30 protein-coding genes and 1 pseudogene are annotated in these 20,562 nt (G+C 43.4%); 17 read left to right on the forward strand and 14 right to left on the reverse strand.

Features of this window, described 5'->3' with window-relative positions:
* The first annotated feature begins 45 nt into the window (after positions 1–45).
* The 10 genes from HRE53_RS32290 (at position 46) to HRE53_RS32335 (ending at position 4,563) form a co-directional block, all read left to right on the forward strand.
* Positions 46–423: a DUF6876 family protein gene (locus tag HRE53_RS32290; RefSeq protein WP_235112779.1), complete on the forward strand. Its 378-nt coding sequence runs from the start codon at positions 46–48 to the stop codon at positions 421–423.
* A 58-nt stretch (positions 424–481) separates the two neighbouring features.
* Positions 482–823, forward strand: a complete 342-nt coding sequence (locus tag HRE53_RS32295; RefSeq protein WP_235112781.1) for a hypothetical protein — start codon at positions 482–484, stop codon at positions 821–823.
* A 182-nt stretch (positions 824–1,005) separates the two neighbouring features.
* Positions 1,006–1,338, forward strand: coding sequence for a hypothetical protein (locus HRE53_RS32300; protein WP_235112783.1), 333 nt, complete (start codon positions 1,006–1,008; stop codon positions 1,336–1,338).
* Between the two features lie 64 nt (positions 1,339–1,402).
* Positions 1,403–2,041, forward strand: a complete 639-nt coding sequence (locus HRE53_RS32305) for a hypothetical protein (protein WP_235112785.1) — start codon at positions 1,403–1,405, stop codon at positions 2,039–2,041.
* Between the two features lie 32 nt (positions 2,042–2,073).
* Positions 2,074–2,496: a hypothetical protein gene (locus HRE53_RS32310; protein ID WP_235112786.1), complete on the forward strand. Its 423-nt coding sequence runs from the start codon at positions 2,074–2,076 to the stop codon at positions 2,494–2,496.
* An 83-nt stretch (positions 2,497–2,579) separates the two neighbouring features.
* Complete coding sequence (locus HRE53_RS32315; protein WP_235112787.1) at positions 2,580–2,912, forward strand: hypothetical protein; 333 nt, start codon at positions 2,580–2,582, stop codon at positions 2,910–2,912.
* Positions 2,913–2,944: 32 nt separating this feature from the next.
* Positions 2,945–3,355: a hypothetical protein gene (locus HRE53_RS32320; protein ID WP_235112789.1), complete on the forward strand. Its 411-nt coding sequence runs from the start codon at positions 2,945–2,947 to the stop codon at positions 3,353–3,355.
* Complete coding sequence (locus tag HRE53_RS32325; protein ID WP_235112790.1) at positions 3,355–3,738, forward strand: hypothetical protein; 384 nt, start codon at positions 3,355–3,357, stop codon at positions 3,736–3,738. Before HRE53_RS32320 ends, HRE53_RS32325 begins: the two co-directional genes overlap by 1 nt.
* Positions 3,731–3,991, forward strand: a complete 261-nt coding sequence (locus tag HRE53_RS32330) for a hypothetical protein (protein ID WP_235112792.1) — start codon at positions 3,731–3,733, stop codon at positions 3,989–3,991. The genes HRE53_RS32325 and HRE53_RS32330 overlap by 8 nt, the downstream gene beginning before the upstream one ends.
* The gene (locus HRE53_RS32335; RefSeq protein ID WP_235112794.1) at positions 3,988–4,563 is read left to right on the forward strand and encodes a hypothetical protein; all 576 of its coding nucleotides are present in this window, start codon (positions 3,988–3,990) and stop codon (positions 4,561–4,563) included. The genes HRE53_RS32330 and HRE53_RS32335 overlap by 4 nt, the downstream gene beginning before the upstream one ends.
* A 169-nt stretch (positions 4,564–4,732) precedes the next feature.
* Here HRE53_RS32335 and HRE53_RS32340 read toward each other — a convergent pair whose 3' ends face one another.
* Entirely contained in the window at positions 4,733–5,095 is a 363-nt protein-coding gene (locus HRE53_RS32340; RefSeq protein WP_235112796.1) for a hypothetical protein, read from the reverse strand.
* An 81-nt stretch (positions 5,096–5,176) separates the two neighbouring features.
* Between HRE53_RS32340 and HRE53_RS32345 the strand changes: the two genes are divergently transcribed.
* Entirely contained in the window at positions 5,177–5,386 is a 210-nt protein-coding gene (locus HRE53_RS32345) for a hypothetical protein (RefSeq protein ID WP_235112798.1), read from the forward strand.
* Positions 5,387–6,099: 713 nt separating this feature from the next.
* Here the strand turns inward: HRE53_RS32345 and HRE53_RS32350 are convergent.
* Positions 6,100–6,828 carry a P-loop ATPase, Sll1717 family gene (locus HRE53_RS32350; RefSeq protein ID WP_235112799.1) on the reverse strand — a complete coding sequence of 243 codons (729 nt, stop codon included), beginning with the start codon at positions 6,826–6,828 and terminating at the stop codon, positions 6,100–6,102.
* On the opposite strand from HRE53_RS32350, the pseudogene HRE53_RS32355 reads away from it, so the two are divergent.
* Positions 6,811–8,050: pseudogene (locus tag HRE53_RS32355) on the forward strand (IS256 family transposase). The gene HRE53_RS32350 and the pseudogene HRE53_RS32355 overlap by 18 nt on opposite strands.
* A 5-nt stretch (positions 8,051–8,055) precedes the next feature.
* On the opposite strand, the gene HRE53_RS32360 reads toward HRE53_RS32355, so the two are convergent.
* From HRE53_RS32360 to HRE53_RS32415, 12 genes are all read right to left on the reverse strand, one after another.
* Positions 8,056–8,400 carry a hypothetical protein gene (locus HRE53_RS32360; protein WP_235112801.1) on the reverse strand — a complete coding sequence of 115 codons (345 nt, stop codon included), beginning with the start codon at positions 8,398–8,400 and terminating at the stop codon, positions 8,056–8,058.
* Positions 8,401–8,599: 199 nt separating this feature from the next.
* Positions 8,600–8,830: a hypothetical protein gene (locus tag HRE53_RS32365; RefSeq protein WP_235112803.1), complete on the reverse strand. Its 231-nt coding sequence runs from the start codon at positions 8,828–8,830 to the stop codon at positions 8,600–8,602.
* Between the two features lie 204 nt (positions 8,831–9,034).
* Positions 9,035–9,181 carry a hypothetical protein gene (locus HRE53_RS35460; RefSeq protein ID WP_235112805.1) on the reverse strand — a complete coding sequence of 49 codons (147 nt, stop codon included), beginning with the start codon at positions 9,179–9,181 and terminating at the stop codon, positions 9,035–9,037.
* 44 nt (positions 9,182–9,225) lie between these two features.
* Positions 9,226–9,786: a DUF6009 family protein gene (locus tag HRE53_RS32375; RefSeq protein ID WP_235112806.1), complete on the reverse strand. Its 561-nt coding sequence runs from the start codon at positions 9,784–9,786 to the stop codon at positions 9,226–9,228.
* Positions 9,787–9,880: 94 nt separating this feature from the next.
* Positions 9,881–10,669 (reverse strand): PD-(D/E)XK nuclease family protein, encoded by a 789-nt coding sequence (locus HRE53_RS32380; RefSeq protein ID WP_235112807.1) that lies wholly within the window; start codon positions 10,667–10,669, stop codon positions 9,881–9,883.
* An 81-nt stretch (positions 10,670–10,750) separates the two neighbouring features.
* Positions 10,751–11,278 (reverse strand): thermonuclease family protein, encoded by a 528-nt coding sequence (locus tag HRE53_RS32385; protein ID WP_235112808.1) that lies wholly within the window; start codon positions 11,276–11,278, stop codon positions 10,751–10,753.
* A gap of 3 nt (positions 11,279–11,281) precedes the next feature.
* The gene (locus HRE53_RS32390) at positions 11,282–11,620 is read right to left on the reverse strand and encodes a hypothetical protein (RefSeq protein ID WP_315876959.1); all 339 of its coding nucleotides are present in this window, start codon (positions 11,618–11,620) and stop codon (positions 11,282–11,284) included.
* Between the two features lie 6 nt (positions 11,621–11,626).
* A complete protein-coding gene (locus tag HRE53_RS32395) occupies positions 11,627–11,914 on the reverse strand; it encodes a HigA family addiction module antitoxin (RefSeq protein ID WP_235112816.1) in 288 nt (95 codons plus the stop codon).
* A 195-nt stretch (positions 11,915–12,109) separates the two neighbouring features.
* The gene (locus HRE53_RS32400) at positions 12,110–13,228 is read right to left on the reverse strand and encodes a tetratricopeptide repeat protein (RefSeq protein ID WP_235112818.1); all 1,119 of its coding nucleotides are present in this window, start codon (positions 13,226–13,228) and stop codon (positions 12,110–12,112) included.
* Positions 13,229–13,470: 242 nt separating this feature from the next.
* Complete coding sequence (locus tag HRE53_RS32405; protein ID WP_235112819.1) at positions 13,471–13,983, reverse strand: COP23 domain-containing protein; 513 nt, start codon at positions 13,981–13,983, stop codon at positions 13,471–13,473.
* Positions 13,984–14,112: 129 nt separating this feature from the next.
* The gene (locus HRE53_RS32410) at positions 14,113–15,576 is read right to left on the reverse strand and encodes a tetratricopeptide repeat-containing serine protease family protein (protein ID WP_235112820.1); all 1,464 of its coding nucleotides are present in this window, start codon (positions 15,574–15,576) and stop codon (positions 14,113–14,115) included.
* Positions 15,577–15,836: 260 nt separating this feature from the next.
* Positions 15,837–16,784, reverse strand: coding sequence for a hypothetical protein (locus HRE53_RS32415; protein ID WP_235112822.1), 948 nt, complete (start codon positions 16,782–16,784; stop codon positions 15,837–15,839).
* A 642-nt stretch (positions 16,785–17,426) separates the two neighbouring features.
* Here HRE53_RS32415 and HRE53_RS32420 point away from each other — a divergent pair.
* The 5 genes from HRE53_RS32420 to HRE53_RS32440 all read left to right on the forward strand — a co-directional run bounded on the left by HRE53_RS32420 (position 17,427) and on the right by HRE53_RS32440 (position 20,154).
* Complete coding sequence (locus HRE53_RS32420; protein WP_235112823.1) at positions 17,427–18,068, forward strand: ParA family protein; 642 nt, start codon at positions 17,427–17,429, stop codon at positions 18,066–18,068.
* Positions 18,069–18,326: a hypothetical protein gene (locus HRE53_RS32425; protein WP_235112824.1), complete on the forward strand. Its 258-nt coding sequence runs from the start codon at positions 18,069–18,071 to the stop codon at positions 18,324–18,326.
* Positions 18,327–18,456: 130 nt separating this feature from the next.
* Positions 18,457–18,711, forward strand: a complete 255-nt coding sequence (locus HRE53_RS32430; protein WP_235112826.1) for a hypothetical protein — start codon at positions 18,457–18,459, stop codon at positions 18,709–18,711.
* Positions 18,708–19,154, forward strand: a complete 447-nt coding sequence (locus tag HRE53_RS32435) for a type II toxin-antitoxin system VapC family toxin (protein WP_235112828.1) — start codon at positions 18,708–18,710, stop codon at positions 19,152–19,154. Before HRE53_RS32430 ends, HRE53_RS32435 begins: the two co-directional genes overlap by 4 nt.
* A gap of 682 nt (positions 19,155–19,836) precedes the next feature.
* Positions 19,837–20,154, forward strand: a complete 318-nt coding sequence (locus tag HRE53_RS32440; protein WP_235112829.1) for a hypothetical protein — start codon at positions 19,837–19,839, stop codon at positions 20,152–20,154.
* Positions 20,155–20,562 lie beyond the last annotated feature (408 nt).

The raw sequence follows: 20,562 nt of genomic DNA on the forward strand, positions 1-20,562 counted from the left end.
CTCCCGCTGCACTTACACCCAATCGCTACACAGGGAATGAATCTTATGATCACCGCTGAAAATCTTCAGATCGAACTCGCGCATTGTTATTGCAGCGAAACCCACTACAAGCACTGGCTAGGAATCCTTTACACAGAAGGCATTAGAACCCTTGCTATGAAGGGGGAATGCTACTGGCTCTTAGATGCTGTAGCTAGTCATCAACCTACCCAAGCCATCAAGAGTAACCCCAACCTCCGAGAATTCCAACTCTGGATGCTGACTGTCAATGAAAACCACAGTGCAGTCTTAGCCTGCTACGAAGACAGCCCCAACACTTGCGCTCCCGTCATTACCCAAGACATTCCTTCCACTGATTTCCCACTGCCCGAAATCAAGCTCTACGTGGAATATGGCGTATTGCTGCTGCCTTCTGAACACTAATCCCCTGGCTTGGGTGGTGCCTAACCACCCTCCGCTACATTCTCAACTGGAGTCAATCATGCAACTCGCTGAACTACAGACGGATTCTCTGTGGCCGTATCCCCAAATTGAACAAAACCTAACTAGAGAACAACAAGAATCAGACTACTGCGCCCCTTGGATCGAGATTGGGAGTGATGAGTATTGGTGGTTCTTAGAGTGCTTGCCACCTCTCTATCAAGACTCTAAAGGGTACGTAAATCCTGAGCTATACACCCATACCCCAGAAGGTAAGCCCCTCTACTTGGGGGTGATTGAAACCAACCATCAGTATTTTGCAAAGCTGGTGACTTTGGCTGAATACATCGAGCTAGATGTCAGCAAAGTTTCACTGCAACCCAGAGCAATCCCAGTTGCTTGATTTCTACTGGCTTGGGTAGTGCCTTATCTACTTGTTCAACACATTTCGTTTTCTACCGAGATTTTGAAAATTTGGGAGGCAGTTATGGACGCTTACACCCTCATTTGGTTCTTGCTCTGGCAACCCATCTACTTCTCACTCTTTCTCTATTTGTTCATCCCATTCGCCACAGAGGAAAAACAATGAAACCAACGACACGATTCAAGCTCATTCCCCAAGTCCAGTTCACCACCACGATTGAACTCCATGACCAACAGACGGCAATTCTCAACCGCTTGGTGCTGGGTAGCAAGGATCTAACCGATGACGAAGCTCTAGACCTGTGGCTGTCCCTTAATCCCTATATCCAAGTCTGTGACCATGCCAGCCCCAGAGATATTTTTTCTTCTCTCAGATATGCAGCACTAGCCGCTCTGCCAACGAAGCCCGAACCTAAGCCCCTTTACTCTGCCGAGCTTTTAAACTCCGTGCGCTCAGACATTGAAGCCGATGGTCAGGACTTCATTTGCTGCTGAGAGGGCATTCTGCCTATGTTTCCTATAACCGTTCAAACATCTATTCATTTTTGGAGAAAGTTCGATGACTACCGCTTTAGACAACAACGCTACTCGCAATGCTCTGACCAAGGCCATCAAGGAACATATCGATCCCACCAATCCCCAGAAGGTCAATATCAAGAAATACATCATCAAACAGTACAAACCTGAAGACCCCACCGGATTAGACAAGCTAGCTAAGTTTGCCTGGGAGCTTCACCACGGTAATCGCACTATGCGGAACCGCGATCATGTCCTCGAACTCTTCGGACTGTTAACCCTGGAAGCAACGGGGTTAGAACAGCGCAAGACCAATAAGGCCAAAGTCTCTCCCCTGAAAGAGGCAGTGTTCAAAGTGCTTAAACAAGTTGCAGGCCAGGACATTCTGATGATCGTTGCCCTGAATGAACTGATGGATCAACTCACGGTTACCCGGATTAATAGCTGGGAGACGTTCTTTAAGCAACTGTCAATTAAGCGATCAGAACTAGAATCTATAGCCGATACCGTGTATGAACTCTCGGGGGTTTCTCCTGGTGCAGTTGAAGACCTCGACGCTGTGATTGTGCCTCTCTACAACGATGCCCAGAGTGAAGACATCACCGCAATTGATTGGAGTAATCGCTCTTGGTGGGAGTGGGCCAATACAAAGCTACTGGAAAACATTGGCAAAGCTGCCTAGCTCCTCTCAATATTTCATCTTGGGTCAGCCCTGTGGCAATACCTCCCAGTAATCGGGGCTGGCCTTCCCTAGTCACTATTCCTTTGGAGAAAACCATGCAAGCCCAATATCCCTCCCCTGAACTTCCGCTGAATCTCCCCACTATCAATGTCGCTTATTCGCCTGTTTCTGTCCTCACTGTGGCGACAGCAAAAGACCTGATTGCATCCGGTGATCTGACTACCAATGGTGCAAAGCAACTCTTCAATCCTGCGGTCTGGCCCCAGCTAGAACCAGAGATTGAGCGCATTCCCTTTGACCTTCAAAAGGCCCAATGCTTCAGAAACTGCGTTGCCTATCTCATGGCCGGGGCTACAGCACTGAGATCCGAGCGTCGTCAGTTCGATGCTCTCAAATACATAGATATGGCATTGACCCTCGAAGCACTAACCCATAGCGGCTATGTCGATGTGTAGATCATTTCCGAACAGTAAAAGGCATCGCCAAACTCTTGCTGAATCAAGCGATGCCCGCTGTTAGATATTTAAGGCTTATAACTATGAAGCATTTTACACTCCCCCAACAAATTATCGGCAGCATTGAACTACCTTCATACGAGCTGCACACCAGACCTACCGCTGATAACGACCGCAAGCTCAATGTTTTCTTTGGCAGTCGGCTCATTGGGTATGTCTACATCAACTTTATCCAGGGTCAATCTAACTACGTCGGCACTACTCTCAATCATCAGTCCTTCGGCCCCTATTCCCGCAGGATAGAAGCTGCTGAAGCGGTCTTAGAGGCTTTCAATACAGGACTGACAGATGAACAACGTATGAGGGTCGCTCTTGCTCATGAGATGGCCGAGAACATGGCTGTCATTGCTTGCTAATCCCCAACCGTTACAGATGTGGAGGAATCGCCATGAAAATCACTATCGCTAAATCAACCCGTGCAAAGAAAGAGAAGGGCATCCAGATCAATGACCAATCCGTCTTGTTCTCTCCCTTCCATGTGTGGAACCCAGAGATTGAAAGCGACAAAGCCTATCAAGCTTACAAAGCTTATCTATATCAAGTCATTGACAAAGGGCTAGATCCTGCCGACATCGCTAATACCTTGGCCCAAAAGAATGGGCTGAAGATTTCGCTTCGGTGGAAGCCTGTTACTGGGGATGAAGTTAAACGCGAAGTTCAAAACCTAGCGCAAATTGCACAGACAACCAGCGGATTAAGCCTCATCTCAAATCGTGACCTTGGCTCTGAACACGGTCTTAAGGACTATCTCGAATGGAAGTATCCAGCCCCAGAGCAACAATCTTTGTTGGTGTCGTAATGCCAATAATCAAGGAACGATACGCCGACAACTGGGATGACATTGCAACACGGGTCAAGGATGCGGCCAACTGGTGTTGTACTGAGTGCGGTAAACCCTGTCGCAAGCCTGGGGTTAAGTGGTTGCACTTCGCTTTCTGGCTGATGATTAATCATCCTGAATGGTTCTCGCTCACTTCAGAGGGTGAGGAACAGAAGCCCCAACGTTTTACCCTCACCGTGGCTCACCTGGATCAGAATCCGCAGAATAATCACCCAAGTAATCTCAAGGCTCTCTGTGCCCCATGTCATTTGAAGTTTGATGCTCCATTTCGGCAAGCCAACGCTTACACCAAGCAGGAATGGTTTGGACAGTTAAATTTGGAGGATTTGAACAATGGATAGATCGATGTGGAACCTCCTTCAAAGAGGTCGAGGTGCCTTACAACTGAAACCACTGGGATGCCTGAGCAATCACAGCACGTCCTTTTGTTCTGGATGTGAACCTGAACAGTACTACGAATGTCAAGCCTGTGGCTATCTCCAGCCCTGGTGCAAAGGCGCAGCAGATGACTACCCTGAAATCTGTGATGACTGCTGGGGTCTCGCTGAACAAATGCACACAGTTATTAAAATCCCTATGGAATTCGAGCAATGAACGCAACCACAAACACAGTAACCTCCTCAACGCAGCCCAAAGCTATATTGCAACCCGCATCACAGAAACATCAAATCCCATCCCAAGATCCCGATCATGAAAGAGCACTGGGGTTCGGTGACAGTCCATCTGCCCTAGCCATTTTCTGTAATCGAGCCAATACAAGCACTTGGTACATCCTCGATAAAGACTCTCAGCCAGAAGAACTAAAGCAACCTGCTTTAACGGGTTATTTGATCAGTATCGAGTTCGTTCCCAAGGAATTCAGAGGACAACCTTCTTATAAACTCCGTTTCAAGATGAATGCTCATCGTCCTTGTACTTTGGAGGCGGGCTATGATTCGACTTTCGCAAAGGGGTTTCTGATTGCGATCGCAAGTCTGTCACCAGAACAGCTCAAGCAGCGGATCACCATTGAAGCTGTTCCTGCCGATGATGACAAGGTTTTATTCTGCGCGGTTTGGTTGGGGAATCAGAGGGTTTTTCAGCGGTGGGATGAACTGACTGACTGGAAGATGATCGCACGAAAGGCGATGGATAATGTGGCTCGGTTGAGAGCTTCCCCCACATGAACTCATGGGCTGAATACTTTGTTATCGCTAGCTCTAGGCTAATTGCAACCCTTTGGGCCAAACTTGAAATTACCAAGCAATCCGAACCCCTGATTGAGCCATGCCTTGCCGTCCTAGCAAAGTATTCTGAACGCGAGCGCATCAACCTGCAACCCACAAAAATATAGGCTCATCGTTTAATCACTTTTCCAATTAGGAATCCAATCATTATTGCAGTCAACTCGTATGAGAAAATTAGGATTGTAAAACCGATAAATGCGACAAAAGTCGAAAATATAGGGTTACTCTTTTGTCCACCTTCTTGTAATAATTTACCTTTGTACTCCTCATACCCCTCCAGATATTGTTCTTGTGTTAGTTCACGACCTCTTTCATAACTTTGGATACCATCTTGGGTGTAAAGATGACCTGTTAATAGACTAAAACCCACAAGAATGATCATCTTTGCAATAAATACGTTCCTGCCTGACTTTCGGATAACGAAAGTCACACTGTCTCCAGAAGATGGTTGGGGTGTTTCAGTAGAAGCCATAGATCAATCCTTGTTGGTACCTCATACATTTATCTCATAAACGTTTGAAGGCTCAACCAACTTTACCCATTCCACCTATCCATGTCAGAGCAAGATCAATACTCCATAACCCCCTCTCGAAATACTGAGGAAATTCTCGACAACTACAACAGCGATGCCAAGAAGATGCGGGCCAAAGCTGCTAGGGTCAGGATTGCGGCTCGACAGAAAGCGGAGCGGGATGCAGCCCAGAGAGCGGCGATTGAGCAGATTCCGCTAGAGCATCGGTACGTGCCCGATCAGGCTAGTTAGCTTCAAGAACGTACAGCCTGAGAAGCCAAGAGGTCTGCTTTCTATCTTTGAGTAGTTTTGAAACAGAAAGCTACTCAAAGATAGAAACTTTTATATAATAGTGGTTTTAAAACTCATTTTTATTAGACATCTTGACTCATAGTTTTGTACTAGTTGAACACTGGATTAATTAGTATAAAAAAATAGAGTGGTATGCAAAAGACTTCACACCAAATCTGACTTATGTACCCCCAAGATATAAGAAAGCCAAAAAAATGCTAAGAGCAGTAATAGTCATACCAATTGCCCAGCGAAATGACCTGTATTGGCACTCGAAAGTGCTGCAAACTGGTGACTTCTCAAAATTGAATAGTTCATCTCAATAAGCAATTAATATGACCACGAAAGACATGAAAATTTCAAGGTTTTGCTAAGTCAGATTTAGTATCAGTCTTTCTCTAATCGACAGGCTACATTAGTTTAAAGTTCAAAGATATTTAACATTAAATCTTGTTTCAATGATACTTAAATTTCGTATTAACTTTTTTTTCTTGAAGTACCCTAAAAGCAACAACTAAATATTCTTAATATCTACTCGAGGCTCTTTTAGATTTAAGGCACGAATTAAGCCATCATGTACTTTATAAACTTCAGACTCAATAAAACCTTGTGAGGGATAAAAACACTTATATCTCCATGCTGTTGAGGCCCCAGACTTAAACCCTATAATTGAATTAGAAAATAAAAAATCTTAGATCTTTTAGTAACTCACTTTGAGTTACCTCAATGCTAAGATTCTTTAATTGCTCTTCTAATTCTCCGCGAGTAAACTGTGTTGAAGCATGATTTTGAATCGCATCAAATAGCTGTTTGATGCGAGGATGTTGAACAGACCATTCATCGAGTAATTCTTGTTTCAGCCATTCTGAGTAGCCTGGTTCTGCTGTATAAATTGCTTCAACAGTTAAATTGTCGTACTCTACTGGAGTTTCTTCAAATGGGTCATTTACACTATCTTTCATTGCTTCAATAGTTCGATTCATCAAGCAAATCATATCTCTAGGACGCATCATAGAGCGTTTTAAAAGATAATTTGATGGTTTTGTGCGTTGACGCATCTCTTTCTTATCAAATAGTGTGTCAAGCTCTGTTACCGAGTTAATTCCCTTCTGATTAGCATAATAAGAAAGTCTCCGCAAAAGAAGCTTAAATAAATCAACTCTTTCCCATTTAAGAAGTGCTCCACAATCCTCTCGAAGCTTATTTGCATCATTAAGAGGTAAGACCGAGAAGATATCTTCACGCAAAAACACTAATGGACGAATCATGCCATCATATTTGGCAGTAAGAGTATCTGAAGCAGCTACTAATCCAGTAAGAACTTTGAGACTGATCAGAGTTTTGTGTAAGCGGTCTAGAATCCAAACACACCAGGAGACCGCATCATGTCTAGAAAGAAACAAGTACCCAATCGAGTTGATGAGCTATTGGATGAACTCATTGGAGAGAATCCACAGCCAGAGGATATTCTGGGCGAATCAGGACTGCTCAAACAACTCAGCAAACGCCTAGTGGAACGAGCCTTGGCAGGTGAATTGACTCATCACCTGCATCAATCCTCCGTCGATGAGCGTTCTCATGGCCCTAGAAACAGTCGCAATGGTTACTCGAAAAAGACCGTCCAGACTGAACAAGGAGAGATGGACCTATCGATTCCTCGCGACCGTTGCAGTGAGTTTGAGCCTGTCCTCGTGCCCAAAGGCCAGCGACGTATCGCGGGACTCGACGAGAAAATCATCGCCTTATATGCTCGTGGCATGACCACTCGTGATATTCGAGTCTCAATTGGTGGAGCTGTATGGGGCCAATATCTCTGAGGGTCTGATTAGTGACGTCACCAATAGTGTCATGGAGGAGGTTAAAGACTGGCGCTCAAGACCATTGGATGAGGTGTATCCGATTGTCTATCTCGATGCCCTGTATGTGAACATCAAAGTCAATGGCCAAGTCAGCAAGCGAGCCGTCTATGTCGCGCTAGCGGTAACTGTGGAGGGAAACAAAGAGCTGTTGGGATTATGGATAGGGGCTGCCGAGCGGGAGGGAGCAAAATTCTGGCTTTCAGTGCTCACAGACCTTAAAAACCGAGGCGCTCAGGATATCTTGATTGCTTGCTGTGATGGTCTCAAAGGCTTTCCCCAGGCGATTGAATCGGTCTATCCCGATACTCAAGTTCAAGTTTGTATCGTTCATCTCATTCGCAATAGTTTGCGCCATGTGCCTTGGAAGGAAAGTCGAGCCGTAGCTGCAGACCTCAAGCCCATTTATCAAGCGGCCACTTTGGAGGAATCTGAGGCTGCCTTGGATGCGTTTGCCAACAAATGGGACCAGACGTATCCTGGCATCAGCCAAATCTGGATACGGCATTGGGATAATATTGCTCCGTTGTTTAAGTACCCAATGGCCATCCGAAAGGTTATCTACACCACTAATGCCATTGAGTCGCTCAATCGCTCACTGCGAAAGGTGATTAAGACCAAAGCTGTCTTCCCGAATGAAGAGTCTGTCTACAAATTGATGTTTCTGGCGATGAGGAATATCTCGAAGAGATGGACCAGACCGATTTTGAATTGGAAGGCGGCGCTGTCCCATTTTGCTATTCTGTTCCCAACACGATTCAACTATTGAATACGTTACGGCTTACACAAAAATCTAAACACTCTCAGAACTTTTCTTGAGATATCTACAGAAACATCATCCCAGGCTTCATCAACACGATCGAAACAGATAATAATACGAAAATCTAATGGTTTCGACTTAGCAATTGCAGCTTCAAGAAATTTGATTAGATTCTCTATATTTTGCGAGAGCAAAGATTTAAAATCAGTATTTTTGTTAACATCATCAAAAGACAACTCGCCACCAGCCACTTGTAAAGAGTCTAAATTTCCTTCCCCTAAATCAAGCCCAGCACTAGGTAACTTAACTTTTGACAAAGCAAGAAGCTTTCTACCAATTATTTGATATATTGAAGGCAAAGGGTGGTCAAAAAGACTTTCTAGAACTTTCTGTGCTCTCTTAATTTCAGGTGGTACATCACTATTAGTTTCAATACATTTTGAGGCATAAGCTTTTATAACCTCGAGAAGAATTACAAATCTCCATGATTGTTTATAGGTGAGTGAATCCGCTGCATCTGAATTCTGGAGAAGTGAGTGAATTTTCCAATTATAATCTTCAAATGATAATGCAACTAATATATCTTTTTTGAGATAAATAGCTCTGTGGATTTTCTTTTAAGTATCGAAATACTGCTGTTTTCCCTGAGCCTTTACGTCCAAGTATTAAGAAAGAAGAATTACTTTCGAGAACAGTTTTGAGAACCCCGTTGTCATAGAAGTAATGAACAAGATTATCATCACGTTCCGCAGACACTTTTCCAACATTAATCCAATCGAGGACATTCATACAGCAACCCTAAAAATAAAATGAACAATTAATTCAAACAAGTAGAGCTTCTACGATATATTATTGTTCATAATTTACCTGAGATAAGTTTAGCTGTTTCTAACGCTTACTCAAATAAGATGGGTTGTATGTTTCCAAATTATTCATTTTGGTAGTATCACCCACGACAACTACTTTCCACTTTAAAAAAGACATCAAGATAAATCAATCAGCGCTTAAAGAAACACCAACGTCGCTATCGCCCCCCTCCACCTGCTCATCGGTAACCTCCAAATACCCCGACAATGCAGCCAGCGTCCGATGCCCCGATATCCGCTGAATATGCTTCGTCGGCACTCCAGCATTATGCATCTGGGTCAGAGCCGTGCGTCTGAAGCTGTGGGTGATGAAGCCACTTAACCTGAATTGCGTAGCTGAGCTACTTCTTGCTCCAGCGAGTGAATTTTTGATTCAAGTTCACCGACTCTTTCTGATACTGACTGACCTTGTATTGCCTTCTCTAGGTAGTCTTTGAGCGCATTCAATATAACCTCAGTTTCGGTTATACCTACCTGTTGAGCAACAATATTCATTTGCCAAAGATACTCTTGAGGAATGCGCGTAGTTATCTGTGGTTTTTTTGTGGGAGAAATTCCTCTCACCCCGGCTTCTATACTCTGAGGAACCACTGCACCTCTCGGGTAACTATCTCCAGAATACTTTTCTATATCTTCTTCACGGAGTGTAAATAAACGACGACAATGAAGCCCTTTGTTTCTTTCATCAAGGATGGCATCTTCTTTAAGCTCTGCAAAGCCAATTATTCTAGACCCGTTCCTGTGGTGCTGTTCACGGATCTCATTAGGTAAACCTTTTGGGGTTTCTACACATGTATACGATTGAAGTACCCACTCAGGTAATACATCTCGCAACCAAACAATACGAACTTCATCTTTAATATTGACCTGCTTTGCCAAGTTCATCCCTCTTTGATTCTTTAAGTAAATAAGGGTTAGAGCTATTAAAAACCCGCACTATTAAAATACCCAGAGATAATGTTCATGCTGCCAATCAAAACCCTAAGACCAATTGAACCCTTTGTAACTCCTTAGCTGTCTTCGGTAATGGCTCTGGCTTTTCTGATTTCGCTGAACAATATTTCTGATAACCACAGCGATCACAGTGGTTCCCTGTAGTAGGCTTCCAGTCCTGATCTGCCCTCAGCTTCATTGCCATATCCCCGATCAACTCCTTAACCTGCTGGTGATGTTCTAGGGTCACGTCAAATGTGATTTTCTGGCCTTGCCTTAGATAAATAAGGCTCAGTTTCTGAAGGGCTTTTTGATAAGTCTGCTCAAGGATCAGGTAATACAGTCCCAGTTGTAGATCAATCCCATCTAGTGAAGGTATGGTTTTGCTGGTCTTGTAATCTATCAGCTCCAAACCATCATCGGTATAGTCCAAGCGGTCATATCTACCAGCTAGGGAAAACTCGATGTTATTGACTTGGAAATTAGCTTTAAGCTTCGCCTCAACCCCAAGGGGCTTACTCATCATGGGTAGTGGGACAACGTATTTCTCGTAATAGAGCTGCAATGCCATCCACCCCTCATGGATCTGGGTTGGGTTCAGCTCTCCAGTATGCTGTTGCCAGCAGATGGCAAACCAATCTAGGGAAGGGAGGGGATAGGCATAGTTCCAATCTTTGTATATGTCTGCAAGTGCGCCATGAAGGGCATTTCCAAAGGCAGGCGATCCGAAAGCGGAGGGTGAAGAGAGTCCCCGCTCGTACTTAAAGTTGTATGCCTGGGGGCATTGTTTATAGGTGCTAAGCTTTGTAGCTGAGAGACGGTATGCCATCTGGGACACCTGAAAAGGCTAAATTCATCATAGATCCCGTCAATCAATAATGCATGACTGTTTCCTTTATCGTGTTAAGCATTAACGATTTCGCCGCCTAAATTCCCAAGGCATGATGGGGTTTTGTTGACTCCAGAAATTCAGCTTCTGAGATCGGGCCTCTTCCTCAGCAGCAACATACTGATCTGCTGTATCAGCACACCCATCCAGGTAACGGTGATACACCACGGCATGTCCTTCTGTGACAAGCTGAAGCCCAACGGATTTCCCCCTGGAATAAATCTCAGCCACTGTTCGGCCATATTGATCGATGTCAATCACTCGAAGCTCGATATCAGCTCCATTTGGAAGTAATGCCTTGAGTCTTTGGCTTGCCTCCGGTCCATACTCCTGTGAATACTCAGGACTGTCGATGCAGCCAATGCGAATCTTGTTCGGTGAGCCGTCTCGAGATTGCACTTGAAGACTATCGCCATCGCCCGTGCTGAGAACTGTGGCGGGAATGGTGTTTGTTGGGGCAATGTCGTTGGTTGTGGTGCTGGGGGGTGGGCTGCACCCAAAAAGTAGAAGGGTAAGGAAGAGATTGAAGATTGGACTTATGTTTTTCATGAATTAGTTGATCGAATCATCCATCCAACCACATCTTTCACAATCGTAATGGACTGGCCTGCTATCCCCAAAACTTGCACCGCACTTCGGGCAGATTCCTGTGAAGTATGGGTGAGACTCCAGCACCTCAATCCGCTCTACCGAAGTCAGATATCCTACCCAGTCCTTGACCAACTCACCGTTTTCAGAGATTGCCCCTAATGGTTGCCAGTCTTCAATCACTTTCGTAAAGTCTTGGCAAGGATTTTGATCAGGGCCACTCGGATGGATGGCACAAACGAGGAAGCCTTCAGCAAGGTATCCACTGAAGCGATCGCAACGTTGGCAAGCGGGGTGGATCATCAATACTTAAGTGAACTCTAATGCAACCAATTCTTCATGAGGGTTGCCCTGCTCAGCCATCCAGAGATCATAGTTAGCCTGCATGTCTAACCAGCTCTTTGGAGACCCCCCAAGTACTTTTGAAAGTCGAATCGCCATATCAGGAGTAACGGCACTTTGGCCTGAGACAACCCGAGAAAAAGTTGAGTGATAAACACCTAAATGAGTCGCCACTTTCCGGGCACTTATATCAAAAGGCTCAAGGTAGATTTCTTGGATCACTTCTCCAGGATGGGGTGGGTTATGCATTTTCATCAGTGGTAATCTTCATAGTCGAGAACATGAACATCGCCATACCCAAGATCTCAAAATGTCTGAATGTTGCCTCAACTATGGGCTAGATCTGTAACCCTGAAATGAACAGTGCCCAATAATCTATTCCGCTTCCAACGAGATTGGGGTTTAATCAGGCTCAAGAAATCTTATAGAACGAGGAAGATTCCAGGGAACCTATAGTTTTCTGAGTAATTCAAGGACAGTCTGATAGTCTTTTTGATTTCTCTGTTTCAGAAATAGACTGGCTGCAGTTTGTAAATCTTGTCTTGCTAGCGTTTTATTTCCCATCAAGGCATAGGTCAATCCTCTGCTGGTGTATGCTCGTGCACTTTCAGGTTCAAGAGAAATGCCTTTATTTAAATCTAAAAGTGCTTTTGGGTAGTCTCTCAAAGATTTATAGCTAGCTCCTCGATTGTTGTAGGCTTCTGCTAGTTTTGGGTTGAGAGTAATGGCTTTGTTATAGTCCGCGATTGCTTTTGGATGCTGTTTCAAGAGTTGATATACCTTCCCTCGGTTGTAATGTGATCTGGCACTTTTGGGATTGAGGGCAATCGCCATATCAAAGTTATGGATTGCCTTGGGATAATTTTCTAAGATGGCATGAATATTTCCCCGACTATCATAGGCTCCTGCCAATTTAGGATTGAGAGTAATTGCTTTGTTATAGTCTGTAAGAGCTTGGGGATATTTCTTCAAGGCAGCATAGACAAGTCCCCTGTTCCAGTAGATCAATTCGTCGCTAGGTTCGAGAGCAATGGCTTTACTGTAGCTTGCGATTGCTTGGGGATATTTCTTGACCCTTTTGTAGGCAACCCCTTGTACCGTATATGTCTCTGCATCACTAGGATTGAGCGCAGCTGCTTTGCGAAGGTCTGAAAATGCATTTGGATAGTTTCTCAACTGTAGGTAGGATGCCCCTCGGATTTTATATGCTTGTGCATCGCTAGAATCCAGGGTAAGTGCCTTGTTATAGATGGTGATTGCTTGTGGGTACTTCTTCAATCGAAACAGGGCAAGCCCTTGGTTTTTATAGGTTGCCGCACTAGGCTTAGGTTTGTTGATTGTCTTTGTTCTGTGAGGCTTTTGGGGCACCTGTTTGATAGAACGAGGGGGTGTCGCCCTTCTTTGTGGTGTTGGCTTTACATTGCGTAAGCGCCTTTTCTCAAGCTCAATCTGGCGTAAACGTTGCTTGTCTATTTGATGTTCAAAGATACGATCTTCGATGCTCGGAGGACCGACAAGGTAGTCTGATCGACCTGGGGTTGCTGAGCTGACCAGTGTCAAAACAATCACACCAGTGGTAGAGCAAGATCTAAATACAAAGTTTGTGATGCTCATGAGTTGATAAGTCTTTTGACTATGAAGGTTGAGCTAGTTGAGCCTTGTTGAGAACAACAAGGCTCAACTAGTAGATATTATGGGTGGAAGGAGTCTGTTTCTGCACCAGATCGCTCTCAAGCTTCTAGCGATCCTGTGAAAAAAATTAGCCGTATTCGGCATAACCCCCTATAGTGGCAAAGCTCTGTCTTTTCGATCTACTGGGTATGAGGTAGGTTTGCTGGGACTGAGGGGCTGCTTGATATGACAGGCTGTGTATCCAAAAACTTATCCATACTCACATGGACACGTCTTGGAATGTCATTGGGTGTATAGTTTATAGCCCTTACCCGCAAATTCATCAACTTTAAAAGTGTATGACCTGGGTTGCTCTTTTTTTTAAGAGTAAATAAAATATCTGTGCATTTAAGACCAACTGCAGGAGTAATACAGATAACATTTTGTCTTGTCTTTGGATCTCTTCCTGTCGTTAGATAAGCTAGAGTACCTTCTCGATAGTATTGTTCAAATAGGCTGGATACTTTCTGGCAATGAGCTTCTGGAGCCCCACCTGATTCAGAAAAATAATCTGAGTCCCACCGAATCACTGGTACAAGACCTCGCTTAGTTTTAGCGAGAGTCGTAGGAATACCTTGGTATTGGCTACAACTAAACCAAACTTCATTAGCCTGAGCTGGTTGGCTACTCATAAGCAGGGTTGCACCAGCCATTACGGACCATGCATGGATCTGGTAGTGTTTCATGGGCCAGTCAAAATTTCCTATGTCTACATACATGGATTCCCTCTAGACATACTAATGCCTTGGCTAGAATAGATTTATCTCGATCTCAGCTCATATTCAAAGTCGTTGTAGCAAATCCAAAGCTTTTTGATATAGCACTGGTTTATTCTGCTGCTGAAAAAGCCGTGCTGCAGTCTGTAAATCTTGTTTGGCTTTGGGTTTGTTTCCTATAGTTCTGTAGGTAAGTCCCCGGTTACCATAGGCATCGGCAAATTCGGGATTAATTTGGATGGCCCGATTAAAGTCTTTGAGGGCCAGATAGTTTTTTTTAATGGCTCTGTAGGCAGTCCCCCGATTGTAGTAGGGTAACGCAAATTGGGGATTGATTTGGATAGCCTGAGAATAGTCTTTGAGGGCCAGATCGTACCGCTTTAGGGCATAGTAGGTAATCCCCCGGTTATCATAAGCGATTTCAAGTTCGGGATTGATTTGGATGGCCTGAGAATAGTCTTTGAGGGCTAGGTCATACTGTTTTAGAGAATTGTAAGTAGCCCCCCGGTTGAAGTAGGCTAACGCATTTCCTGGATTGATTTGGATGCCCCGATTAAAGTCTTTGAGGGCTTGATCGTATTGCTGCAAGGCACTGTAATTAACTCCTCGATTGAAGTAGACTAATGCATTTCCGGGGTTGAGTTGAATGGCCCGAGTATAGTCTTTGAGGGCTTTATTGTACTGATTCAGGGAATTGTAGGTAAGCCCTCTGTTGTAGTAAGCATCTGCATTCTTGGGATTAAGAGCAATGGCTTGGTCGAAATCTTTAATAGCCTCTTTGTAATTACCCGTTTTATACTTGCCTACTCCTTGTAATAACCAATCATCTTTCGTTAATGTAGTTCCTGTTGATTCAGTTGCCCTACCTACAAATCCTAGATTGGGGCTAATATTTGCTGCTAAGTTTAAAAATGTATTGATAGGGATGCCTAGATTAAACCCCGTTTTCTGATATACCGTTTCTGTTTTTTGAACGCTTTGTTCAGCGTCTGCACGACCATGAATAGCAATGAGTTTGCCCTCACTGTTCAGAACGGCTCCCCCACTCATCCCAGGTAGTGTGTCATTGCCATATATCAATGCATAGCCATCTGCCAACGGACGTTTGGAGTTAGCCGTTACTTTTCCCTCTGAGAAATTCCACACAGATTCTGTAATAGCTGCTGTCGGCAATGGAAATCCAGAGACATAGATTGATGCTCCAGCTTTAACTGCTGTAGAGTCTCCGATATCAGCAACTTTATAAGTTTTTGGACTTGTAAACTCAACTAGAGCCAAATCGACATTGGGCAACTTCTTGACTTTGCTGTAATCCAACTCATGGAACTGGCCATCAGGCGTGACCACATCATATCCATCCTCGGTCGCTACGACATGGGCTGCTGTGAGGACTGTATAGACCTTGCCCTGACGCTTAATAATCACTCCTGAACCAGAGTTCTGACCATCAATCCGAACCGTCACCGCCTCTGCAATTGTGCCTACTTCAGTAGCACTCAATGCTTGGGCTGATTGAAAAGGTGTAGCCACTATTGCCGCTACACCCAAGACTATTGGTGTCAGAGAATAGGGTGATTTCATTAAAATTATTTTCAGCAGTATAAAAACTTGGAATTTATTGTAGCTCTTTGCCAGGCCTCAAACGACCGAAGCTGTATTTAGGGGCAGCTTAAACCCATAAGCTATGAATACCAAAGGTTATAGCTATTCTCATTAAATATTATTTATTGAGAATATTGTTGACTTACAAACGCTGTAACGACCAAAATTGGTTAATTACTATAGTGCATTTATACTAAATTGCCCCATATCGCAGCTACGGTCGTTTGAGGCCTAACAATGCCTTTCTCACGGGCGAGATTAAACCATTCATTAAACCCATCGGGTATTCCCGCCACCGCATCAATCGGGTTAGGGGACCAATGTTCTTGGATGGCTTTGACGAGCATCCCTGCCGGTCGCTTAGCCCGTCCCGCTTTTTTTTGTTGTCTGACGACACTCAGGGCATTTTGAATAATCTCCACAGAGGCCGACATGACCACCCGTTTGATATTCATATTCAGCGGTTGGGGAGCGATCACCTCTTCCACCTCAGCCTGTAATTGAGGGTCTATATTTATTTCTTCGGAGGAAAGCGGCACATTTTGAGGTTTAGGGTTTGAAGAAGAGTCTGTTCTTGTTTTTTCACAACCAGATTCAGATTCAACTGCAACATCAGGATCTACATTTTCCACATTGAGGTTTTGGGTAGAAATGGATATCCCTTCCTTGTCACTCTTAAGAACAGGGAGGAGTGGGTGGTGTGTCTTTGTTGTTTCTCTATTCTCTCTATATATAGAGACGGAGTCATAAGGCTTTGAGGGGTCTGTTTTGGACATTTTTGTCAGAGGTTGGACATTTTCATCCTGGATCTGGACATTTTTGTCACTGATAGAAAATGCGTCATTTGCGGTTTCAGGATGGTTGCAGATCAATTTGAAAATGCGGGCGGTGTAGCGGGTAACGATGGCGATCAGGCCAGTGGCGATCAGTTCTTCTAGAGCACGTTGAATATGCCGGATGCTGTAGGGCTGTTTTCGGTGGCCGCTGGACCACTGGGCAAAGTCTTTAAGATATAGTTCTTGGGGCTTTCCAGCGGGGACTTTCCGCAACAACCAGCGATAGAGCTGACCGGCACACGGAGTCAGGGTGAGGGCGATCGCGTCGTGAATAGCAGTGACGCGGGCAAAGGCTGTCATAATCATTGCTCCTATCGATTACATGGAGCGAGTTCGATAGGTGTCGTTAAGCCTTTTATAGAATGCTTGTCAGCAAGGATAGAAACACTCTAAAATAAGCAAACGATCCTATGGGTTCCTAACTTCTGCCTGCGTAAAGCTTTCAGTTAGATCCCGCGAATACTCGCTAAAAGACGATTTAGTTTTTTAGCCTGATGCCCGAGCTGTTTCTACCAGCTGGGGTTTTTCAGGTTTTGGGGGGTTAGAACACCTTTTCCTCCAAAAAATAATTCACGATGAATCTTAACCACCCATAGTACGCCTCTAGTCAGCCTTGGAAAACCATTTAAAACAAATGATCATATCGGTTCTGATATTTCGTCTTGGTTGATGACTTTACTACCCCCTCCGAGGATAGGCTCAAAATCCCGAGAAGGAAGATAGACCGATTTAGCGAAAAAACGAACTAGCTATAGAACGTCAACAATAATCGCGAAAGCAATAAAACACTATTTCGCTTAAAACCGAAATAGCGAAATAGCACTAATCGATCACAGTGCAAGAGAACAAATAATCCATTGCTATAAAATGTCTGAACCAGAAGACGAATAAACGTTTTCGTGCTATAACGAAGGCGTTCTTTAGCGAAATAGCGAAGAACTTATGACCGAATTTATTGGCTTAATCTCCCAAAAGGGAGGCGTTGGCAAGAGTACCTTAGCTCGACTATTTGCACGTGAATATGCAGCATCAAAGTGGGATGTCAAAATTGCTGATTTGGATATCTCTCAAGGCACAAGTACGGAATGGAAATTACGCCGTGAAGACAATGGCATAGAACCAGAAATCGCTGTTGAGCCTTTTCGCAGCGTGGCACAAGCGCTTAAGCATTCAGCCGCTTACGACTTAATGGTATTTGATGGGCCACCACATTCAATGGCAGGCACTCTTGAAATTGCCAAAGCGTCAAAGCTGGTTGTGCTGCCAACTGGTTTAGCATTAGATGATTTGCGGCCAACTATCCGGCTAGCACATGAGTTAGTAGAGAATGGGATTACAGAAGATAAAATCGCCCTAAGTCTTTGTAGAGTAGGTGATAGAGAGAATGAGATAAGGGAAGCCAGATCGTACATAAAGAAAACTGGTTACACTCTCATTCAAGGTTCTCTTCCAGAAAAAACCGCCTATCGTCGAGCAAGTGACGAAGGTAAATCTGTGTCAGAAGTAACCTATCTTTCTCTCAAAAAGCGGGCAGAAGAGATCGCCCAAGATGTAATCAATTTAATGTCACGGGAAACAGATTAAATGGCAACAAAACCACCACCACCACCGAGAAAAGGGAAAGGAAATCCACTGACAACCAGCAAAAAAGGGGATCCACCTAAAACTACAGAAACCCGTTCCAACTTAAATAAACCTGAGCCAGGTAAAACTGTGGACATGAATTTTAAAGTCCCTGCTGAATTTAAACGTGACTTTAAAATCACAGCAGCTATCCACGGAATTACCCAGAAAGACTTGCTCATGGAGATTTTTCGAGAATGGTCACAAAGAAATGGATAAGATAGCAATTTCGTGCTTTCGCTAAATAGCGACAAGGAATTTCTTCTATCACAACAGCTTTAAATCCCTATATTTCCCTACTTCTGAGATCACTCAAGCCACAAGTAATAAACACAAAAGAGATATTGGCATGGCACAAGAATTTATTACCCAAGAGCATATCGGCACAGATGGCATATTGCATCTCAATATCGACACAGCACTTCAGAATACTGATGTTGCCGTGAAGGTTGTTGTTGAACCGAAAGCTAATGGGCAAGCGTCATCAGATATCACCAATAAAGTCAAAACACTGGAGCAGTACTTTTCGAGTCCATTTCCACAAACACCAATTCTTTCAAACGAAGCTATTAGCCGAGAAGCAATCTATGGCGAACGTGGATGAATATCTTGATAGATACCAACGTTTTATTGCGTGAACGACAGGCAGAAAGTAATCAACATCAGCAAGCACGTAATGCACTTAGAGAACTAATAGTGCAAGGACATACTTTAATAGTGACTCCACAAGTTCTTGCAGAATTTTGGAATGTCTGTACTAGACCGTCAAAAAACAATGGTCTAGGAATGAAAACCAGTGATGTCACTAAAATTCTTGAGAATATCATGCAGATATTCTCTCTACATCGAGATAAGCCAGAAGCCTTCGATCATTGGCTCGATATCATCAAAAAAAATGATGTCAAGGGTGTTCAAGTCCATGACGCCCGATTGGTAGCCGCTATGATAGCTTACGGAATCACACACATCCTGACTTTCAACACAAAAGATTTCAAACGGTTCCAAGGCATAACCATTATCGATCCTAAAGATGTAGGCTTGCCTTAAAGTTAGTTGTAGAAAGATAAATAGAAAGAACGAAATCGTGATTTCGTTCTTTCGCTAAATAGTTCTAAAGCGAAAGAACATCTCTAGTCACGCAAATTTAAATGGCTTAGATATTACTCATCCCTATGATTAACTATTACCAATTTCTTAATAATCTCATATGGCAGTAAGAGCAATATGTATGCAGGCCAGCCTCGAAAAGCAAGAAATATTGAGCATTAAAAGCCAGTCTCTGTAGAATTTCTAGTCTTCATTGCAGGGTACCAGCTACACTTCAATTAGGCTATGAACTCTATTCGCCAATCAGATAAATATGCCTATAACCGATTTCAGCCATTTGAACCCTTTCTTTTTAAGAAGGATACAGTTTTAATAAATAATCTTTCAACTTATATTTTCAAAATCAAATACTTCACTTAATTTATATTGAATCTAGGTGTTGCTGCTTTTAGGTATTTATATCTTTATACCCTATAAATTTTCAATTTTTGGTCTTTGTATAGTTAGTACTCGAACAATTTGGCTGGTAGAGAACAAGACTGTCTTAGCACGCCTAACACCTTGAAATCGAAGGTGCCCCAGAACAGACTTGGGACGCTTCTCTCATGGTGGAAGCTTAGGCACTCATCGTGGGTAAACTAAGATCACTCTTTACTGACACCAACTTTGAGAAAAAAGACTTATGCAAGATATTAATCTTCAGAGTTCAGTCGCACATGCCCTCGCCAAGTATCGTAATCACCTAGAATTTACTGGCTATACCGTGGAAGATGCGGGAGAAGATGGACTCCTTAGCCGCCACCCTAGAAAGTCGAATCTCTACCTTAAACAAGTGGGCAATCGTGGTGTACTAGTAAGTATAATATACGGTGCAGAAGAAAATGTCAGGAGAAGTAATTTTCTAGAATTTTTAAATTCTCTGAATGCTGAATTTTTATTTATGAAAGCATATCTTAATGACAATGGATCGTTGCGGCTTGAGACTTTTTTTCGAAGGTGACTATGATCGCACTAATTTCTCAATACTTTTAGAAAATATTGACTTCGATATGAATGTTTTCTTAAATCATGAATTGCTTGAAGTGTATGTAAAGTAAATATCTGTATATAGGCTTGACCAGATTCGTTTCCCTTGTTAAGCAGAGATTGTTCTGTTATTCATAGTCTAAAAAGACCATACAAAGGCTATATTTTATCTATCAGTCAATCTTTTTCAATAGATACTCATACCCCTGAATGTCTACCATTAGATGCCAGCAGTACTGAAGATTCATAAAATACAAAGTTATATTTCTCTAATCCACTACAATCTTTTTTTTTACATGGCATATAGTTCAATTTAGCAGGGCTTATGTGAAATTCGAGTATAAATTTTCGGCGAGATATCTTTAAATTTATTATTAGACTG

It is taken from the genome of Acaryochloris sp. 'Moss Beach', assembly GCF_021497025.1.
GTDB classification, from domain to species: domain Bacteria; phylum Cyanobacteriota; class Cyanobacteriia; order Thermosynechococcales; family Thermosynechococcaceae; genus Acaryochloris; species Acaryochloris marina_A.

What these genes read in the sequence shown, in the direction of transcription:
- HRE53_RS32395 (WP_235112816.1), bottom strand. Translation starts at nt 11,914, where the DNA reads ATGAAAATGCATAACCCACCCCATCCTGGAGAAGTGATCCAAGAAATC.
- HRE53_RS32385 (WP_235112808.1), bottom strand. Translation starts at nt 11,278, where the DNA reads ATGAAAAACATAAGTCCAATCTTCAATCTCTTCCTTACCCTTCTACTT.
- HRE53_RS32320 (WP_235112789.1), top strand. Translation starts at nt 2,945, where the DNA reads ATGAAAATCACTATCGCTAAATCAACCCGTGCAAAGAAAGAGAAGGGC.
- HRE53_RS32305 (WP_235112785.1), top strand. Translation starts at nt 1,403, where the DNA reads ATGACTACCGCTTTAGACAACAACGCTACTCGCAATGCTCTGACCAAG.
- HRE53_RS32390 (WP_315876959.1), bottom strand. Translation starts at nt 11,620, where the DNA reads ATGATCCACCCCGCTTGCCAACGTTGCGATCGCTTCAGTGGATACCTT.
- HRE53_RS32295 (WP_235112781.1), top strand. Translation starts at nt 482, where the DNA reads ATGCAACTCGCTGAACTACAGACGGATTCTCTGTGGCCGTATCCCCAA.
- HRE53_RS32300 (WP_235112783.1), top strand. Translation starts at nt 1,006, where the DNA reads ATGAAACCAACGACACGATTCAAGCTCATTCCCCAAGTCCAGTTCACC.
- HRE53_RS32340 (WP_235112796.1), bottom strand. Translation starts at nt 5,095, where the DNA reads ATGGCTTCTACTGAAACACCCCAACCATCTTCTGGAGACAGTGTGACT.
- HRE53_RS32420 (WP_235112823.1), top strand. Translation starts at nt 17,427, where the DNA reads ATGACCGAATTTATTGGCTTAATCTCCCAAAAGGGAGGCGTTGGCAAG.
- HRE53_RS32365 (WP_235112803.1), bottom strand. Translation starts at nt 8,830, where the DNA reads ATGAATGTCCTCGATTGGATTAATGTTGGAAAAGTGTCTGCGGAACGT.
- HRE53_RS32315 (WP_235112787.1), top strand. Translation starts at nt 2,580, where the DNA reads ATGAAGCATTTTACACTCCCCCAACAAATTATCGGCAGCATTGAACTA.
- HRE53_RS32380 (WP_235112807.1), bottom strand. Translation starts at nt 10,669, where the DNA reads ATGGCATACCGTCTCTCAGCTACAAAGCTTAGCACCTATAAACAATGC.
- HRE53_RS32430 (WP_235112826.1), top strand. Translation starts at nt 18,457, where the DNA reads ATGGCACAAGAATTTATTACCCAAGAGCATATCGGCACAGATGGCATA.
- HRE53_RS32325 (WP_235112790.1), top strand. Translation starts at nt 3,355, where the DNA reads ATGCCAATAATCAAGGAACGATACGCCGACAACTGGGATGACATTGCA.
- HRE53_RS35460 (WP_235112805.1), bottom strand. Translation starts at nt 9,181, where the DNA reads ATGCATAATGCTGGAGTGCCGACGAAGCATATTCAGCGGATATCGGGG.
- HRE53_RS32290 (WP_235112779.1), top strand. Translation starts at nt 46, where the DNA reads ATGATCACCGCTGAAAATCTTCAGATCGAACTCGCGCATTGTTATTGC.
- HRE53_RS32405 (WP_235112819.1), bottom strand. Translation starts at nt 13,983, where the DNA reads ATGGCTGGTGCAACCCTGCTTATGAGTAGCCAACCAGCTCAGGCTAAT.
- HRE53_RS32330 (WP_235112792.1), top strand. Translation starts at nt 3,731, where the DNA reads ATGGATAGATCGATGTGGAACCTCCTTCAAAGAGGTCGAGGTGCCTTA.
- HRE53_RS32435 (WP_235112828.1), top strand. Translation starts at nt 18,708, where the DNA reads ATGAATATCTTGATAGATACCAACGTTTTATTGCGTGAACGACAGGCA.
- HRE53_RS32345 (WP_235112798.1), top strand. Translation starts at nt 5,177, where the DNA reads ATGTCAGAGCAAGATCAATACTCCATAACCCCCTCTCGAAATACTGAG.
- HRE53_RS32335 (WP_235112794.1), top strand. Translation starts at nt 3,988, where the DNA reads ATGAACGCAACCACAAACACAGTAACCTCCTCAACGCAGCCCAAAGCT.
- HRE53_RS32440 (WP_235112829.1), top strand. Translation starts at nt 19,837, where the DNA reads ATGCAAGATATTAATCTTCAGAGTTCAGTCGCACATGCCCTCGCCAAG.
- HRE53_RS32415 (WP_235112822.1), bottom strand. Translation starts at nt 16,784, where the DNA reads ATGACAGCCTTTGCCCGCGTCACTGCTATTCACGACGCGATCGCCCTC.
- HRE53_RS32425 (WP_235112824.1), top strand. Translation starts at nt 18,069, where the DNA reads ATGGCAACAAAACCACCACCACCACCGAGAAAAGGGAAAGGAAATCCA.